Annotated in this window: 18 protein-coding genes; 7 read left to right on the forward strand and 11 right to left on the reverse strand. The window is 64.6% G+C overall.

Annotated elements, in window-relative coordinates; all coding sequences use genetic code 11:
* Positions 1 to 183 precede the first annotated feature (183 nt).
* From DVDV_RS07115 to DVDV_RS07130, 4 genes are read right to left on the reverse strand one after another with little or no spacing between them, the layout of a single operon-like run.
* Positions 184 to 894, reverse strand: a complete 711-nt coding sequence (locus tag DVDV_RS07115; protein WP_075354005.1) for a molybdopterin-dependent oxidoreductase — start codon at positions 892 to 894, stop codon at positions 184 to 186.
* Positions 891 to 1,271: a PqqD family protein gene (locus tag DVDV_RS07120; protein WP_175577076.1), complete on the reverse strand. Its 381-nt coding sequence runs from the start codon at positions 1,269 to 1,271 to the stop codon at positions 891 to 893. The genes DVDV_RS07115 and DVDV_RS07120 overlap by 4 nt, the downstream gene beginning before the upstream one ends.
* A 25-nt stretch (positions 1,272 to 1,296) precedes the next feature.
* Positions 1,297 to 2,178: a hypothetical protein gene (locus DVDV_RS07125; protein WP_075354006.1), complete on the reverse strand. Its 882-nt coding sequence runs from the start codon at positions 2,176 to 2,178 to the stop codon at positions 1,297 to 1,299.
* A 50-nt stretch (positions 2,179 to 2,228) separates the two neighbouring features.
* Positions 2,229 to 2,552 (reverse strand): YnfA family protein, encoded by a 324-nt coding sequence (locus tag DVDV_RS07130; RefSeq protein WP_075354007.1) that lies wholly within the window; start codon positions 2,550 to 2,552, stop codon positions 2,229 to 2,231.
* 28 nt (positions 2,553 to 2,580) lie between these two features.
* On the opposite strand from DVDV_RS07130, the gene DVDV_RS22165 reads away from it, so the two are divergent.
* The 5 genes from DVDV_RS22165 (at position 2,581) to DVDV_RS07150 (ending at position 6,436) form a co-directional block, all read left to right on the forward strand.
* The gene (locus tag DVDV_RS22165; RefSeq protein WP_139311550.1) at positions 2,581 to 2,988 is read left to right on the forward strand and encodes a hypothetical protein; all 408 of its coding nucleotides are present in this window, start codon (positions 2,581 to 2,583) and stop codon (positions 2,986 to 2,988) included.
* Between the two features lie 183 nt (positions 2,989 to 3,171).
* The gene (locus DVDV_RS07135) at positions 3,172 to 4,761 is read left to right on the forward strand and encodes an ammonium transporter (protein WP_075354008.1); all 1,590 of its coding nucleotides are present in this window, start codon (positions 3,172 to 3,174) and stop codon (positions 4,759 to 4,761) included.
* A 14-nt stretch (positions 4,762 to 4,775) separates the two neighbouring features.
* Positions 4,776 to 5,114 carry a P-II family nitrogen regulator gene (locus DVDV_RS07140; protein WP_075354009.1) on the forward strand — a complete coding sequence of 113 codons (339 nt, stop codon included), beginning with the start codon at positions 4,776 to 4,778 and terminating at the stop codon, positions 5,112 to 5,114.
* 147 nt (positions 5,115 to 5,261) lie between these two features.
* Positions 5,262 to 5,903, forward strand: coding sequence for a CBS domain-containing protein (locus DVDV_RS07145; protein WP_075354010.1), 642 nt, complete (start codon positions 5,262 to 5,264; stop codon positions 5,901 to 5,903).
* The gene (locus DVDV_RS07150) at positions 5,900 to 6,436 is read left to right on the forward strand and encodes an HPP family protein (protein ID WP_075354011.1); all 537 of its coding nucleotides are present in this window, start codon (positions 5,900 to 5,902) and stop codon (positions 6,434 to 6,436) included. The genes DVDV_RS07145 and DVDV_RS07150 overlap by 4 nt, the downstream gene beginning before the upstream one ends.
* A 288-nt stretch (positions 6,437 to 6,724) precedes the next feature.
* Here the strand turns inward: DVDV_RS07150 and DVDV_RS07155 are convergent, their stop codons facing one another.
* Both DVDV_RS07155 and DVDV_RS07160 read right to left on the reverse strand, forming a co-directional pair.
* Complete coding sequence (locus DVDV_RS07155) at positions 6,725 to 7,267, reverse strand: GNAT family N-acetyltransferase (RefSeq protein WP_083634701.1); 543 nt, start codon at positions 7,265 to 7,267, stop codon at positions 6,725 to 6,727.
* Positions 7,267 to 8,073, reverse strand: coding sequence for a TrmB family transcriptional regulator (locus DVDV_RS07160; RefSeq protein WP_075354013.1), 807 nt, complete (start codon positions 8,071 to 8,073; stop codon positions 7,267 to 7,269). Before DVDV_RS07160 ends, DVDV_RS07155 begins: the two co-directional genes overlap by 1 nt.
* A 234-nt stretch (positions 8,074 to 8,307) precedes the next feature.
* On the opposite strand from DVDV_RS07160, the gene DVDV_RS07165 reads away from it, so the two are divergent.
* Complete coding sequence (locus tag DVDV_RS07165) at positions 8,308 to 8,808, forward strand: YgjV family protein (protein ID WP_075354014.1); 501 nt, start codon at positions 8,308 to 8,310, stop codon at positions 8,806 to 8,808.
* A gap of 136 nt (positions 8,809 to 8,944) precedes the next feature.
* Here DVDV_RS07165 and DVDV_RS07170 read toward each other — a convergent pair whose 3' ends face one another.
* From DVDV_RS07170 to DVDV_RS07190, 5 genes are all read right to left on the reverse strand, one after another.
* Complete coding sequence (locus DVDV_RS07170) at positions 8,945 to 10,384, reverse strand: sensor histidine kinase KdpD (protein WP_075354015.1); 1,440 nt, start codon at positions 10,382 to 10,384, stop codon at positions 8,945 to 8,947.
* Positions 10,385 to 10,534: 150 nt separating this feature from the next.
* Entirely contained in the window at positions 10,535 to 11,242 is a 708-nt protein-coding gene (locus DVDV_RS07175) for a molybdopterin-guanine dinucleotide biosynthesis protein MobB (protein ID WP_254845295.1), read from the reverse strand.
* Positions 11,239 to 11,967: an energy-coupling factor ABC transporter ATP-binding protein gene (locus tag DVDV_RS07180; RefSeq protein WP_075354016.1), complete on the reverse strand. Its 729-nt coding sequence runs from the start codon at positions 11,965 to 11,967 to the stop codon at positions 11,239 to 11,241. Before DVDV_RS07180 ends, DVDV_RS07175 begins: the two co-directional genes overlap by 4 nt.
* The gene (locus tag DVDV_RS07185; RefSeq protein WP_075354017.1) at positions 11,964 to 12,659 is read right to left on the reverse strand and encodes an ABC transporter permease; all 696 of its coding nucleotides are present in this window, start codon (positions 12,657 to 12,659) and stop codon (positions 11,964 to 11,966) included. Before DVDV_RS07185 ends, DVDV_RS07180 begins: the two co-directional genes overlap by 4 nt.
* A gap of 72 nt (positions 12,660 to 12,731) precedes the next feature.
* Complete coding sequence (locus DVDV_RS07190) at positions 12,732 to 13,568, reverse strand: substrate-binding domain-containing protein (RefSeq protein WP_075354018.1); 837 nt, start codon at positions 13,566 to 13,568, stop codon at positions 12,732 to 12,734.
* A gap of 915 nt (positions 13,569 to 14,483) precedes the next feature.
* Between DVDV_RS07190 and DVDV_RS07195 the strand changes: the two genes are divergently transcribed.
* Complete coding sequence (locus DVDV_RS07195; protein ID WP_075354019.1) at positions 14,484 to 15,377, forward strand: flagellin; 894 nt, start codon at positions 14,484 to 14,486, stop codon at positions 15,375 to 15,377.
* Positions 15,378 to 15,436 lie beyond the last annotated feature (59 nt).

Consider the following 15,436-nt stretch of genomic DNA (forward strand, 5'->3'; position numbering starts at 1 on the left):
TCCCGGCCCAAACAGGAAGACTTCGGGGACGGAAACAATGGTCCTCAGCCGCCCTGACTGGCAGCCCGCGCCAAGCCCCCCTTTAAAGACTTCTCCCGGTGCAGGGGTCCGGGGGGATCATCCCCCCGGCTGCCGGAGGCATCTTCCTCTTTTTCCTCATCTTCTTCCTTCACCCTCTTCCACTCAATTCATACGCGGATCTGGCCTACGCAGGCGGTCGGGCGGGACTGGGGCGATGGTGTCGTAGATGCCGTTGGCCCGGGTCCACCAGCCGTCCACCGGCTTGGCGGCGAATTCCAGGCGCGTGACGAACTTGATGGATTTGTAGGCCAGATCAAAGGGCGAAAGGAGCCGCAGCGGTGCGCCGTGGGCCAGGGGCAGGGGCGAACCTCCCAGGTCCAGGGCCAGCAGGCAGGCCATGGCCGGACTGAGCAGATCGGCCAGGGGCAGGCATTCGACGTAGTGGTCAAGGCCCTCGGGCCGGGACCGGGTCCGGCCCAGGGCGTGAAAGATCACGTAGCGGGCCTCGGGCTTGGGGCCGACCAGGGCGGCGATGGTCGCCGGCTGCACGCCGCTCCAGGCCAGATCGGCCACGGACCAGCCCTCGACACAGTGGAAATCCACGGTCTGGGCGACCTGGGGCAAGGCGCGAAGGGCCGCATAGTCCAGGGCGGCCGGGCGCGTGACCAGTCCGTCGACGGTCAGAATGTAGGGCTTGGCTGCCCCGCCCTGGCGCACGAGTCCGGTTGCGGCCTCAAAGGTGAAATCCTCAATCTCCACCGTGCGCGTCGGCAGCGTGGCAATGAAATAGGCCCAGGCCCGGGCCGGCAGATGCCCCAGGGCAGCGCCTGCGGCCAGCAGTTTGAGGGCCAGTCGTCTGGTGATGCGGGTCATGGCCGGCCTCCCCGCCTGCCGGCCCCGGAGTCGGCGAATCCCACCGCTCCCCGGCGGCCGAGCTGGCGCAGAAATTCCGCCACCGCCAGTCGGGCCTCGTTGGCGTCCAGGCCGTAGCGGGCTGCCAAGGCAGTGGCAATTTCCCCCACCGTAGCCCGGCCGTCGATGTGTTGCCACACAAACGTGCCGACAGCGTCGAGTTCCACGGTCTTTCGCAGCACCCGGCCGTCCCAGGCCCCGAACCGTTTGGCCAGCCCGGCCAGGGCCGGCCGCACGGACACGGGCACGGACAGGCGCACCAGCCCATCGGCCGTGCTGCTTTGCTCCACGTCGCGGCTGGGAACCGGGGCCAGGGCCAGGGCTGCATCCCGGCTCATGACCGGGACCGGCGGTTTTTTCGATCTAAAGGGAAACACAGCGCCCCGCTGTTTCGGCCAGCCAGCCGGCGTCGATGGGTTTGGGTCCGGCCGCGGCCGCGCCGAGGAGCTTGCCGGCGGCCGTGTCATGGCGCAGCACGGCCAGCCGGGCCGGACGGCCCAGGGCCCGGGCGATGCGGGCGGCCCAGTTTGGCCCCTGGCGCTCGGCCAGCCACACGGCCGGGGACTCCCCCAAAGGCGCGCTGGTGGTGTCGGCGTCGGCCTCAAACCCGAAGGCCTGGGCCGCCAGCCAGCCCAGGTCGTGGCCGGCCAGCAACACCTCGGCCGGGGCCAGGCGCACGATGTCCAGGCGGCGGCGGCCGTTGGCAAAGGTCAGGCTGAAGCGGCCCGGCACAAACTGGAAGGCGGCCAGAAGATAGTCCGGCGGCGGCACGTAGGCCAGGCCGTAGAGGGCAAAGGCCGGCGGCCCGGGTTCGTGGTGGGCAAGGCTCCCGAGCACGGCGGCGATTTCCGCCACCCGGCCGGGACTTGGCCCCTGCGCGCCGCCGTAGCCCTGGAAAAGGGCGGCCAGACCGCAATCCGGGCAAAAAAGCGCCGCTCCGCAGCCGGCGTGCTCCCCGGTGGTCCAGGTGATGGGCATGGATTCGAAGTCGGAAAGCTGCCGCGTCCAGGCCTCGGGCAGCGCCTCGGCCCGTCTGGCCCGGCCCTTGGGCGTCATCGCCCGAAACGCGGCTTCCATGCCTTCCCGGCCGGCGTTTCGCCGCCATTTGAGCTCAAAGGCCGGACCACTGCCGTCTTCAAACAGCAGATAGCCAAGCCCCAGCCGGGTGGGCCGCCAGGAGGCCGGCACGGTAAGGCGGATGCCGTTCCAGGCGATCGGCGTAAAAGGAGTCGTCTCTGGCGTCATGGCGGCAGTCTAGGCCATGGGCCGGTCCGGGGCAAGGGAGGCAAAAGCGCCTAGCGCGGGGCCAGAAGGATCACGCCGCTGCCGGCCAGGCACAGGGCTGCGCCGGCCAGATCAAAGCGGTCCGGGGACTGGCCCTCGACAACATGCATCCAGACCAGGGAGGCCAGGATGTAAATGCCGCCGTAGGCCGCAAAGATACGGCCGGCAGCGTCGGCTTCCACCCGGGTAAGCGCCAGGGCAAAGGCGGCCAGAGAGGCCAGTCCGGGCACAATCCACCAGGCTGAGCGGCCAAGGCGCAACCAGGCGTAAAAGGCGTAGCAGCCCGCGATTTCCCCGACAGCAGCCAGGCCGTACCAGCATGCGGTGCGAATCATGGTGGCAGGCTGCTTCGTATGGACAAAAATGTCCAGCCCTGCCTTCCCTGGCCGGAACCGGTCCCCGACCAGGCGTTCTGCCGCACGGCCGGGCCTGATCGCAGCCGCAACTGGCGGGATGTTCGCCACCGCAGGAGCCACAATCCGCTGTATGGAGGGCGGCGGCTGTTGCGGCTGTGCCCTTCTGCTTGGGGAGAAGAAGATATGCAGGAACAAACAGCCAGCCACTTTTGACAATACCGTAAAAACTTTCAAACTTGAAATGATACAAAATTGTTTCTTTCAGGTATCGGTTTCAAGCACCGAGCAAATAAAACCGTCCTTCTTCCCGGACCGCGGCACGGGCAGTACATTTTTGTTCAACAAAAGTGTTGCCAATGAGGTCCATTGCCGGGCTGCACGCTGGAAATATTACAAATGGCAAGCAATTCAATGACGTTAAAAAGTTGGCAGTAAAATTGCTGTTTACACTGCACCATCCGTAACACCAGCAGTTTTCCGGAGGCCTCCATGTTCACACCCTTCGACTCCTCATAATCGTATCGGCGCACAGCCGCGTGGCGGCAATTGCAAAACGGCCGGCATCTCTGTCGGTGAACCCCAGGATTCGGAGAGAAACATGAAAAAAGGCATCCTCACACTGCTCTTGGCCCTCTTTTTAACCACGCTGGCCCTGCCGCTGACGGCCCTGGCCGACGACGCCGCAACGCCTCCACCGGCTTCAGATCCCACCGGCGCGTCCATCGGCACCGCTGCCGACGTCATCGGCGTCACAGCCGGCGCGCCCACCAAGGAAGACATGGCCACCCTGGCCGAAAAAGAGCCTCTGGCCGCCAAATTGGCCGACGTGGTCGGGCATAACCGCATCGCCATCAACATGGTCTGGACGCTCATCTGCGGCTTCCTGGTCATGTTCATGCAGGCCGGCTTCGCCCTGGCTGAAACCGGCTTTACCCGGGCCAAAAACGCCGGCCATACCATGGCCATGAACATGATGGTCTACGGCATCGGCATGCTCGGCTACTGGATTTGCGGCTTTGCCCTGCAGATGGGCGGCGTGGGCGGCGTGGCCACCCTCGGCGGTGCCCAGGCCCTGGCCAACGAGTTCACCATCACCATCGGCGGCAACGAGTTCGGCCTGTTCGGCACCACCGGCTTTTTCCTGTCCGGCGTGTCCTATGATGCCGTCATCTTCTCGGTGTTCCTGTTCCAGATGGTCTTCATGGACACCACCGCCACCATCCCCACCGGCACCATGGCCGAACGCTGGACGTTTAAATCCTTCGTCATCTACGCCTTTTTCATCTCCATGTTCGTCTATCCCCTCTACGCCAACTGGGTCTGGGGCGGCGGCTGGCTGTCGAGCCTCGGCAAACTCTACGCCCTGGGCCACGGCGCAGTGGACTTCGCCGGCTCCTCGGTGGTCCACATGACCGGCGGCGTGGCCGCTCTGGCCGGCGGCATCGTGCTTGGACCGCGCCTGGGCAAATTCCGTGCAGACGGCACCCCGGTTGCCATCCCCGGCCATCACATCCCCATGGCCATTGCCGGCTGCTTCATCCTGGCCTTTGGCTGGTTCGGCTTCAACGCCGGCTCCACCCTGGCCGGCGGCGACCTGCGCATCGGCGTCATCGCCGTCAACACCATGCTGGCTTCGGCTGCCGGCTCGTTTTCCGCCATGCTCTACATGTGGATGTTCTACGGCAAGCCCGACATCTCCATGGTGGCCAACGGCCTGCTGGCCGGCCTGGTGGCCATCACCGCCCCCTGCGCCTTTGTCACCTCGGTCTCGGCCGTGGCCATCGGGGCCATCGCCGGCGTGCTTTTGTGCGCCAGCGTCTTTTTTGTCGAGCGCACGCTTAAAATCGACGATCCGGTCGGGGCCATTTCCGTCCACGGCGTCAACGGCGCGTTCGGAATGCTCTGCGTCGGCCTTTTCGGCGACGGCACTTACGGCGACGCCTTAAACGGCGTGGCCGGCGGCGTCACCGGCCTGTTCTACGGCGACGGCAGCCAGCTGGTGGCCCAGGTCCTCGCCATCTGCACCAACTTTGTGTTTGTCTTCATCGTCATGTATGCCTTCTTCAAGGTGTTGAACCTGATCGTTCCTATTCGTGTGCAGCCTGAACACGAGCTGGAAGGTTTGGACCAGCATGAAGTGGCCGTGTCTGCCTATCCGGAGTTCGTTCTGCAGAAAACCCATCGTTAAGCACGGGGAATCCCATGAAAAAAATTGAAGCCATCATCAAGCCGTTCAAGCTCGACGAAGTCAAAGACGCCCTGGATTCGCTTGGCGTGCATGGCCTGACCGTCACCGAAGTGCGCGGCTACGGCCGCCAGAAGGGCCACGTCGAGGCCTACCGCGGCATCGAGTATCAGGTGCAGTTTAACGCCAAGGTGAAAATCGAAGTGGTCGTGGCCGACGGCCTGGCCGAGAAGGTCGTGACCGCCATTCGCGACACGGCCAACACCGGGGCCATCGGCGACGGCAAGATCTTCATCTATTCCCTGGAAGGCGTGGTCCGCATCCGCACCGGCGAGACCGGCGACGCAGCCATCTGACGCAGCCCCTCCATCCGGCAATCGCAAAGGGAACGGCGGCAACGTCGTTCCCTTTTTGCGTCGGGCCGCGTACCCCTCGAACAGACTTGACTTAGGTCATGGGCGAAACGCCCCCCCGGGGGCAGGCTGCCCCCAGGAGGACGCCCCATGCCGACTGACCGCTCCCCTGCCCTGCCCCCCGATATGACCGACATGACCGACATGGCTGTCGAGGATATTCTCGACGCCATGCGCCGCCTGGGCGGCTATGTGGACATTTCCCCGGCCGACGCCCTGGCCCTGTACCGGCTGGCCTACGACCATGCCAGCGCCCGGCTGGCCCGCGACGTCCCTGTGGCCGATATCATGACCCGCAAGGTCGTGGCCGTTTCCCCGGAAGCGACCGCCCGCGAGGCCGCCCGGCTCATGGCCGAAGCCGGCGTGTCCGGGTTGCCGGTCGTCACCGGCCGCACCGTGGTCGGCGTGGTGTCGCTTAAAGATCTGCTGCGCTGCCTTTCGCTTCCCGGCGACGCCACACCGGCCGCCCTGGTGGCTCGGCTCCTGGCCCCGGCCGATTGCCCTGTCCCGTCGCCGGCCCCGGCTCCGGGCGACAGGCCGATCGCCGCCCTCATGACCAGCCCGGCCGTGGTCGTCGGCCCGGACACGCCGCGCAGCCAAGCGGCCGGGATCATGGCCGCCCAGGGCATAAACCGTCTGCCCGTGGTTGACGGCAACGGCCTGTGCGGCCTTGTCAGCCGGGGCGATGTGGTCCGTTCCTGCCGGGGCGTGCCCGGGGAGTGCGGGCTATGAGCTTTCTCGCCAAGATGCGCGGGGCCGGGACCAGCCCGCCCCGGGTCGGCGCCGCTGAAGTCTTCTGGTCGTTTCTCGGAGCCCTGGCCGGCATCGGGGCGGTTGCCTGGCTCCACGAGCGCGTGGCCGATCCCCTGGGCCTCTCCATGCTGCTCGGTTCCTTCGGGGCGTCGGCCGTGCTGCTCTACGGTGCGCCCAAAAGCCCGCTGGCCCAACCGCGAAACCTGATCGGCGGCCATGTCTTTTCAGCCCTGGTCGGGGTCAGCGTCCGGCTGGCCGTGCCGGGTCCCGAGTGGCTGGTGTGCGCCCTGGCCGTGGCCTTGGCCATCGCCCTCATGCACGCCACCGGCACGCTCCACCCGCCGGGCGGGGCCACGGCCCTGATCGCGGTCAGCGGCGGCCCCAAGATTGCCGCCCTGGGCTATCTCTACGTGCTCTTTCCCGTACTCTCCGGGGCGCTGGTCATGCTGGCCGTGGCCCTCATTGCCGTCAACGCCGCCCCGACCCGGCGCTATCCCGAATATTGGCTTTAGTAGGTCGAAAGAAAAAGAGGAAGATGCCTCCGGCGGCCGGGGGGATGATCCCCCCGGACCCCTGCAAAGGGAGAAGTTTGTAAAGGGGGTTTTGGCGCGGGATGGTAAACCCTTCGGCTGGGGACTGTTGTTTCCGTCCCCGAGTCTTCCTGTTTGGGGTGGGCTTTGGCGTCAGGCCCTGCCTGACGCCAAAGCCCACCCCAGGCAGGGAGGGTCCGGGAGGAGGTTACCCCCTCCCGGCCGCCGGAGGCATCTTCCCTCTCCCCCCATTTCCGCTCCCACTCCCACTCACGACAAATCAAGCTCCAGGCGCAGATTGTCGCGCACGACGGTGTAGCGGGCATCGGGCACGCGCTCGGTCACCCGGAACCCGGCTTTCTCATAGAGCCGCCGCGAGGCGGGCAGACCGTCCACGGTCCAGAGAAAGACCTTGTCCAGGCCCTGCTCCCGACACCAGGCCAGCGCCTCGGCCAGAAGCGCCTTGCCGGCCCCGCAACCGTGGCAGGCCGGCTCCACGATGAAAAAGCGCAACTGCGCCCCCTCGGGCAGCCGGCGGCGGCCGTAGATGGCAATGGTCCCGATGCAGCGGCCGTCCCGGTGGGCCGAGAGCAGCAGATCAAAGCGTTCGTCGTAGCCTTCCATAAATTCGCCGAACTCCCGGGCAATGAGCGACTCAAAGGGCGCACCCGAACCCCAGGCCTCGGCATAGTAGCGGCCATGGAGTTCCGCGGCCCGGCCGATCACCCCTGGTTCGTAGCCCCGACGGATGCTCAGTTGCGCATCGGCCGGGGCGCTCCCGGCCTCCTTAGGCATACGTGCGGCAGACGCCATCACACGCCTCCTTCATAGGGTCTGGCCCCGGCCCAGAGTTGTTCAAAAGCCAGATTGAGCATGGCGGCCACGCCCCGGTTGTGGATGACCACGGCCGTGAAACTCGGCGGTCCGCCGGCCGGGTCCTGCATGGACAACAGCACGGTTGCATCGTCAAAGGCCTGCATTTTAAGAGGCAGGGCATCGGCCAGCCGTACGTCGAGGCCCTGGCCGCACAGCGAATCAAGGAGCGGGGCAAAACCCGGCTCGGCCACGGTCGCCGCATCGCACAGGGCCCGGTAGGCCAGTCCCCGGCCGAGCGGCGCTTCCATAAAGGTCCTGTTTTGTTCGTTGGACAAAATCATGGGCCGGGTGATGCAGGAATGGACCCGGTGGGTTGCGCCCCGGGCCAGGGCCAAGGCCCGGTGGGCGATGCGGGTGGGTCCGGTGAGCACCTCGGCATAGGCCAGGGGATCGCTTTGGCCGCGTCCGCCGGCAAAAATCGGGGCCAGGGCCTGGGTCAGCCGGGCGGCCGCAGCCTCAGCCTCCAGCCGTTGCCGGGCCAGCTGGGCCGTGCGTTCCCCGGCCAAAAGCTCCAAAGCGATGGCCGGAGCCACGGCAGCGTACACGCGCGGCGAACCGTCCCGGGCCAGACACAGCCCCTTGGCCGTAAGCGACGCCAGCACGTCATAGACCCGCTGCCGGGGAATGGCTCCCCGGGCCGCCACTTCGGCCGGGGCCAGTTCGGGCCGGCCAAGCAGGGCCAGATAGGCCGCGGCCTCGTAGCTGGTCAGACCAAGGACCGCCAGTTCCTGGGCTTCGACCATGTGTCACCACCTCCTCGTGGTGACACAGTGGCTAGCACCACTGAAAAGTGGTGTCAACAGTCCCCGACTTGCCAAGGGGCAGCCCCGGGCGTAAGGCCGCTGCTGGTCTGGAAAACCGGCCGCCGCCTCTCGGGGAACGCCCGGGCCCAGGCGACAGGCCGCCGCCGGCCTGTCGCCCCCCTGGCCCGCTCCAGCCGGCGGCGGACGCCTGGCCCCGGCCGCAAAGGAAGCACTATGGATTTTCTCTCCCCGGCCCAACTCGTCGGCTATCTGGCTTTCATCCTGGGCGTGACCGCCTTTGCCCAACGCATCGACTGGAAACTCAAGACCCTTATTGCCGTGGAATGCATCGCCTACACCGTGCATTTCGCCATGCTCGGCAACCCGGCCGCCTCCCTGTCGGCCGGGCTGTCGGCGGTGCGCATGTTTGCGTCCTTAAGGACCCGCTCGCCGTATCTGGCCGCGTTTTTCCTTCTTGCCAATCTGGTCCTTGGCGTCTGGCTGGCCCACAGCTGGACTGCCTCGTTTTCCATCGCCGCCGGCTGTCTGGGCACGGTCGGGGCCTTTTTCATGACCGGCATCCGGTTGCGGGCGCTGCTGTTTGCAGCCACCCTGTGCTGGCTTTCCAACAACATCGCCTCAGGCTCCATCGGCGGCACCCTGCTCGAATCGGTCATTGCCGTGGTCAACGGCATGACCATGTGGCGGCTGTGGCGGCAGGAACGGGTCCGCTAGACGCCCCCGGACGCATCAGTCAACGGACAGACCACGCGAGGCTGTGGCCCGGCGCAACGGCCGGGGCAAGGAGGAACAGGAGCAGGCGCGGCCGGGAAAGGGGCGAAAGCGGCTGGAGGCGGCAGGACCGGACGGTCTAGATGACCGGATCCATGGGCAGGACGAAAAAGAAGTTGTTGCCGAGATGGGTGGCCTCGTAGCCTTCCACGCCGCCGTGCAGGCGCACCACTTCGCGGATGAAATACAGGCCATGGCCGGTGCCGTACTCGCCGGAGGCGTTTTCGCCGCGCACCCCCTCTTCGAACAGATGGGCGGCGGTCTCGGGCGGAATGGCCGGGCCGGAGGTGAAAACGTTGAGCTTGATGCCGTCGCGGCCGGGGCCGAAGAAATTGGCCTTGCGCTCCCAGCCAAAGGAAATGAAGCGCCGGCGCTGCCCGGAGTCCGGATCGAGGACCTCGCGGGTGTATTTGACGGCATTGGAAAAGAGGTTGGCATAGACCTGGCTGACCAGCCCGATGTCCACCACCACTTCGATTTCCTGGTCCGGCACGCCGCCAAGGGACGTGTCGATCTCGATGCCGCGCTCCTCGAACCGGGGCCGGTAGCGTTCGAGCTGGAGGTCGATGACCTGCTTTTTGAAGTTGCAGGCCCGCTTTTCCAGCACATACCGCCCTTCCTCGAAATGCGACCGGCGCAGGAGCGTCTCCAGAAACAGGCTTGTCTGTTCGTAATGAGTCAGGATCTGGCGGTACTGGTCCATGAGCCCCTCATGGATGTAGCCGAGATCGCGCAGAAGCTTTTCCTTGGTGGCCGGCAATTCTTCCTCGGGCACGGCGTCTGTCTCGAAGAACTGCTTGAGCTTCCATTCAAAAAACTTGAGCAGATCGATCTTGGAGCGCAGCCGTTTGTAGTAGAGCTTGAAATAGATATTGGGAACTATGACGTTATGCCCGATATCTTTGACAAGGCTTCTGATAAACTGCAGATGCTCCTTGTTCTTGTTGGCCAGGATGCGGTTATGGAGCTGGAAGCCGAAGCGGTTGGCGTAGCGCTCGAAAAAGAGCCTGTCATGTTCGGAAAGCCGGCTGGCCGGGTAGATCTCCAACATGCCGAACACGTCTTCCCGGGGCGTAAACGGCAGTTGGGAAATGAGCTCGTGATTGCCTTTGATGGGGATAAAAAGCCTGTCGTCGCGGATCATGGTCTTCTGGGCAAAGGGCAGATCGCCCACTTCCCCGGCATCACTGTCCATGCACTGGTAGGCGCAGCGGCGGATAGCCCCGCTTTTGCTGTCGAGCACGTACAGATTGCACTCGATATCGAAAAACATTTTGGGGATGAGCAGACAGACCGCGTACAGGTGTTCCAGTTGGGGAAACTCCTGGGCCAGATCGAAAAAGACGTTGAGCGCGATACTTTGCTTGGCCGTGAAGTTGTAGGCGTCGTAATCATCCATCTTCTGATGGATGCGCCGGGCCACGGCGTCAATGACCTGCCGGTCCAGCAGGGCAGGGTCCACGGCAGCGCCGAGGTCAAAGCCCATACTGGAATCGTCGGCGTCCCAGGCGCTGGTCATTGCGGCCCCTCCCGGATGCGGTTTCCCTTTCAATACCCGTGATGCAGGCCGAAGACAACACGAACCACCGCCGACCGGCACGAGAAAAGTCCGGGGCGGCCGGACAAGCTCACCCCGCCGCGCGCCACTGGGGCGCGCCGGACCGGGCGGTCAGTCGATGTGGATGTCGATGGGACCGGGACCAAAGCCCTTGAGTTCCGAGGCCAGCCCCCGGATGCCCGAGGCCAGGATGCGTTCGACAAAGGGATTGAGCGAAAGCGGCCGGCCGCCCACGGTGATGGAAAGCGACACGTGGCGGGTGGCGCAATCATCGGGCGTGGCCCGGCCGGCCAGGATGTCGGCAGCCAGGACGGCGCAGCTGTCGCGTTCGCAGGCCCCGCAGTCCAGGCCCGGCAGCACGAAGCCCCGCTCCAGCACCAACGCGGCCAGAGCCTCCACGGATTCGACCTGGGGCAGGCCCGGGGCGCGCACCGGGCCAAAGGTGGCGAGCACCAGTCCGGGGTCGGACAGTTCGCCGGCCTCGGCCGGGTCGCGCAGCACCAGCACCCGGGGTGCAACCGCGTGTTCCCGGCCGCCTTCCATGACCAACACGTCGCCGTCGAGCATGGCGATCATATCGGAAATCTTGCGCGGATCATTCCAGAAAAGCGCGCTCTCCCGGCCGGCTATGGCCCCGACAGTCCGGCAATGGGCCAGAAACTGGTCGGTGTCGGTGTCTTCCTTGTCGATGCCGGGATTGTGGGTGCATTTGAGTGCGCACGGAGCATGGCCAAGGGAGGCCAGCAACTCCAGCAGGGACCGGCACAGCGTGGTTTTCCCGGATTTCTTGAATCCAAGGACTGAAACGCCTCGCATCATGGATTGCTCCTGTCGCTGTCAACGGGTTGGATGTCGCCTGGGCTCTGGGAGGGCCGGAAGTGGCCGCTCTCCTGGGTCGGCGTGGCAAGGCCGCCGTCGCGAAGCCAGAGGATCTCGTCGCAGATGGCCCGCAACCAGGTCTGGTCGTGGCCGCTTATGACCAGGGTGGTGCCATGCTCTTCCCGGGCGGCGACAACGGCCCGGCGCACCAGTTCGGCGCTGTCGCGGTCGAGATTGGCCGTTGGTTCGTCGAGCAAAAGCACCCGGGGACGCAGGGCCAGACGGGCAGCCAGGGCCACGCGCTTGACCTCGCCGCCGGACAGTTGGTGCCACATGCGCCCGGCAAAACGCCCGGGATCGAGGCCAACCAGGGCCAGGGCCGCGTCCACCCGGGAGCGCACGTCGGGAGCTCCCCGCACCGAAAGGCCGTACCCCACATTGGCCCGAACCGACCGTTTGAGCAGATAGGGCTCCTGGGGAAAACAGGTCACCTCGCCGCGCAGGGCGTATTCCCGGCCAAAGGTCGGTTCCCCCCGGTAGCGGATGACGCCGGCAGCCGGCGCTTCGAGAAAAGCCAGCAGGCGAAGGAGCGTCGATTTGCCGCCGCCGTTGGGTCCGGCCAGCCCCAGGATGACGCCTTCGGGAATGTCCAGGCGATCCAGGCGAAGCACTTCGCGTTCGCCGTAGCGCTGCACCACACCGGCAAGTTCGTACAGGGCGCTCATGCGACTGCCCGCCGGCGAAAGGCCGAGGCGGCCAGGTTGACGGCAAAGGCGATGCCCATGAGCACGATGCCAAGGGCTATGCCGGTTGCGAACTCACCCTTGCCGGTTTCCAGGGCAATGGCCGTGGTGATGGTGCGGGTGGACCACTTGATGTTGCCGCCAAGCATCATGGAAATCCCGATTTCGGAAAAAATGCGGCCAAAGGCGGCGGTGGCGGCCAGGAGCAGGCCGAACCGGGCCTCGCCGAGCGTGGCGAAAAAGACCTGCCGCGGCCCTGCCCCCAGGGTGAGAAGCGTCGGGCGCAGCCGGCTGTCGAGATTCTCCACCGCCTGGGCGGTCAGGGCGATGACGATGGGCAGCCCCAGGATGGTCAGGCCGATAGCCATGCCCGTGACGCTAAAAAGGAGCCCGAGTTCGCCCAGGGGGCCGCGCCTGGAAATAAAGGCATAGACCACAAGGCCGATGACCACGGTTGGGAAGGAAAGAAAGGTTTCGACCACAAGGCGGATGACCCGCTTGCCCGGAAAGTCGGTATAGCCCAGCATAAAGCCAGCCGGAGCGCCGAGCAGCAAGGTGGCGGCCATGGCCTCAAGCGTCACGATCAGGGTGGTCCAGACAGCGGAAAAGGTTTCCGGGTCGCCCCCGAAAAGCAGTTCCAGCGCCTGGCGCAGTCCATCAAGAATATAATTCATGCCGTATTGTCCGTCCCGGCTGGGCCGATTATCCCTGGCCCAGCCGGGACGGCCGTTTGCGTTTCGCCGAAACTACTGTTTGGCGGCGTTGGGCGTAAAGAGCTTCTTGCCCTTGAGGCTGAAATCACCCACGACTTTCTGGCCCTTGGCCGAGGCCAGCCAGTCGGAAAACGCTTCGGCTTCCTTGATCTTGACCTTGGGGCACTTGGCCGGATTGACTGGAATGACGCTGTACTGGTTGAGCAGGGGCTTGTCGCCCTCGACCAGGACCACCAGGGCCGGAGCGCCCTTGGCCAGGTCTTCGTAGGCGATGTAGGTGCCGCGGTCGACCAGGGTGTAGCCCTTGCGTTCGCCGGCCATATTGAGCGTAGCCATCATGCCCTGCCCGGCCGACACATACCAGGTTTCCTTGTCCGGCAGGGCCATGGAAGCGCCCTTCCACAGGGACTGTTCCATCTTGTGGGTGCCGGAATCGTCGCCGCGGCTGACAAAGGGCGCCTTGGCGGCAGCAATGGCGGCCAGGGCCTCGCCGGCCGTCTTGCCCTTGATCTTGGCCGGGTCGGCAGCCGGGCCGACGAGGACGAAGTCATTATACATGACTTCGGTCCGCTTGGTGCCGCTGCCCTCTTCCAGGAACTTCTTCTCCGCCCCGGGCGCGTGGACCAGCAGCACGTCCACGTCGCAGTTCTTGCCGTGCTCCAGGGCCTTGCCCGTGCCCACGGCCACCCATTTGAGTTCGATGCCGGAGTCCTTTTTGAAGGCCTCGCCGAGCACGGGCAAAAGACCGGTGTCGTCGGTGCTGGTGGTGGTGGCCATCATCAGGACTTCACCGGCAGCCAGGGCCTGTCCGGCCGCCATCAGGGTCACGGCCAGGGCCAGCAGCAGCCGGCCGAAAAATTTCAAGCACATGGTTCCTCCTCTGTTAGACTTGACTTAACATAACGACAACTCTGACATATTCATGGACAGTACGCAATCCGGACAGCCGCAGCAACGGCGGTTCGCGTCACGCTCGCGGGCCGACAAACCCGGTCCGCAGACGCTCGGACGCGCTGCCAACGCCGAAAGCCTTTTCCAAATTTCCCCCTGTGCAGGGCTCCGGGGGGATCATCCCGGCCGCCGGAGCACCGGTGTTCCCAGGCAAGCGCAAACAGCAACGGTTACGACGCCGGCCCCTTTTCTTGCGCAACTTCCGCTCCTCAACTTGGCAACGCACCCGGTCCAATCAAACGAACCCCAGGTGGGTTTCCAAAGGGCGTCAGTCCCTTTGTCCGCCGCCGGCATCTTCCCGTCTTTATCCCCCACGCTCCGCCCGCCGGAGGCTCCCTACTCTCTTTTCCCACTCCCCCGGCAGCCGGAGACAACAAACTTCAGGCTGGGGCAAAAAAAATTACACCCCCGCCTAATGGGTTTGTTAAAGCGTCCGATAGGAGTGGTGACAAAGCACTTCTCTGACACTTTCACGACTGCGACTGCAGCGTCTCTCTAACCCACTCAAATAGCACATCCACAGCGAAACAAATTACCGAGCAACCGGCTTCAAACGCCGGTTGCTCGGTTTTTTTTGGCCAAAATTTCGGGAAAAATAAAAAAGATTTGGCTAAAGGGTTTGGCCCATGGGCCGATAAGTGGGTCAAAGCAGCAGCGAATGAAAGCAAAGCCGCTTAAAAGATTTACCGGCACAGGAGGCTTACCATACAATCATTAATACGGAGCAGGTCGGCGAAAGCCATTGACCGATAATTAACAGCCCATGTCCCCGGCGATACACACGCCACCATGGGAAACCCGCTGGATGCACAAACTTTTCACGGAGGAAAAGCCATGTCACTCGTTATCAATCACAATATGATGGCCATGAACGCGTCGCGCAACCTGTCCAACTCGTACGGTGCCCTCGCTACATCGACATCACGTCTGTCTTCGGGTCTTCGCATCAACACCGCCGCTGACGACGCCGCCGGCTTGGCCATTCGCGAACTGATGCGGTCCGACATCACCGCCATCAACCAGGGCGTGCGCAACGCCAACGACGCCATCTCGATGATCCAGACCGCAGACGGCGCGCTTCAGGTCGTTGACGAAAAGCTCATCCGCATGAAGGAACTGGCTGAACAGGCTTCCACCGGTACCTACACCTCGGATCAGCGTCTCATCATCGACTCGGAATACCAGGCCATGGCCTCGGAAATTACCCGAATCGCCAATGCCACGGATTTCAACGGCATCTACCTGCTCAACGGCAACCTTTCCAGCTCCACCCATAGCGGCGCCGGCCTCAACTCCACCGGCAAGCTCAAGGTGCATTTCGGTTCCAGCAACAACTCGGCCGAAGACTACTACTACGTCCAGATCGGCACCTCCACGGCCTCGGCTTTCGGCCTGGGCGTCGGAGCAGCCACCACGGCCGAGGGACGAAGCATCTCGACCCAGGAACTGGCGCAGAAGTCCCTGGTGGCCATCCAGAACGCCATTGTCTCCAAGGACAAGATCCGGGCCAACCTGGGTGCCTTGCAGAACCGTCTGGAGAACACCATCTCCAACCTGCAGATCCAGGGTGAAAACCTGCAGGCGGCTGAATCGCAGATCTCCGATGTCGATGTGGCCACGGAAATGACCCAGTTCGTCCGTGAACAGATCCTGACCCAGTCGGCCATCGCCATGCTGTCCCAGGCCAACTCCCTGCCGAAGATGGCCATGCAGCTCATCGGCGGTTAGCAGACCAGACGCCGAACGCAAAAGACCGCACCAAGGCCCGTCCCGGTATTCCGGGGCGG

Origin of the sequence: Desulfovibrio sp. DV, assembly GCF_001936595.1 — a bacterium.
In the GTDB taxonomy this organism is placed as follows: domain Bacteria; phylum Desulfobacterota; class Desulfovibrionia; order Desulfovibrionales; family Desulfovibrionaceae; genus Solidesulfovibrio.

What these genes read in the sequence shown, in the direction of transcription:
- DVDV_RS07170 (WP_075354015.1), bottom strand. Translation starts at nt 10,384, where the DNA reads ATGACCAGCGCCTGGGACGCCGACGATTCCAGTATGGGCTTTGACCTC.
- DVDV_RS07180 (WP_075354016.1), bottom strand. Translation starts at nt 11,967, where the DNA reads ATGAGCGCCCTGTACGAACTTGCCGGTGTGGTGCAGCGCTACGGCGAA.
- DVDV_RS07120 (WP_175577076.1), bottom strand. Translation starts at nt 1,271, where the DNA reads ATGAGCCGGGATGCAGCCCTGGCCCTGGCCCCGGTTCCCAGCCGCGAC.
- DVDV_RS07190 (WP_075354018.1), bottom strand. Translation starts at nt 13,568, where the DNA reads ATGTGCTTGAAATTTTTCGGCCGGCTGCTGCTGGCCCTGGCCGTGACC.
- DVDV_RS07150 (WP_075354011.1), top strand. Translation starts at nt 5,900, where the DNA reads ATGAGCTTTCTCGCCAAGATGCGCGGGGCCGGGACCAGCCCGCCCCGG.
- DVDV_RS07160 (WP_075354013.1), bottom strand. Translation starts at nt 8,073, where the DNA reads ATGGTCGAAGCCCAGGAACTGGCGGTCCTTGGTCTGACCAGCTACGAG.
- DVDV_RS07125 (WP_075354006.1), bottom strand. Translation starts at nt 2,178, where the DNA reads ATGACGCCAGAGACGACTCCTTTTACGCCGATCGCCTGGAACGGCATC.
- DVDV_RS07115 (WP_075354005.1), bottom strand. Translation starts at nt 894, where the DNA reads ATGACCCGCATCACCAGACGACTGGCCCTCAAACTGCTGGCCGCAGGC.
- DVDV_RS07155 (WP_083634701.1), bottom strand. Translation starts at nt 7,267, where the DNA reads ATGGCGTCTGCCGCACGTATGCCTAAGGAGGCCGGGAGCGCCCCGGCC.
- DVDV_RS22165 (WP_139311550.1), top strand. Translation starts at nt 2,581, where the DNA reads ATGTCCAGCCCTGCCTTCCCTGGCCGGAACCGGTCCCCGACCAGGCGT.
- DVDV_RS07135 (WP_075354008.1), top strand. Translation starts at nt 3,172, where the DNA reads ATGAAAAAAGGCATCCTCACACTGCTCTTGGCCCTCTTTTTAACCACG.
- DVDV_RS07195 (WP_075354019.1), top strand. Translation starts at nt 14,484, where the DNA reads ATGTCACTCGTTATCAATCACAATATGATGGCCATGAACGCGTCGCGC.
- DVDV_RS07130 (WP_075354007.1), bottom strand. Translation starts at nt 2,552, where the DNA reads ATGATTCGCACCGCATGCTGGTACGGCCTGGCTGCTGTCGGGGAAATC.
- DVDV_RS07165 (WP_075354014.1), top strand. Translation starts at nt 8,308, where the DNA reads ATGGATTTTCTCTCCCCGGCCCAACTCGTCGGCTATCTGGCTTTCATC.
- DVDV_RS07175 (WP_254845295.1), bottom strand. Translation starts at nt 11,242, where the DNA reads ATGATGCGAGGCGTTTCAGTCCTTGGATTCAAGAAATCCGGGAAAACC.
- DVDV_RS07145 (WP_075354010.1), top strand. Translation starts at nt 5,262, where the DNA reads ATGCCGACTGACCGCTCCCCTGCCCTGCCCCCCGATATGACCGACATG.
- DVDV_RS07185 (WP_075354017.1), bottom strand. Translation starts at nt 12,659, where the DNA reads ATGAATTATATTCTTGATGGACTGCGCCAGGCGCTGGAACTGCTTTTC.
- DVDV_RS07140 (WP_075354009.1), top strand. Translation starts at nt 4,776, where the DNA reads ATGAAAAAAATTGAAGCCATCATCAAGCCGTTCAAGCTCGACGAAGTC.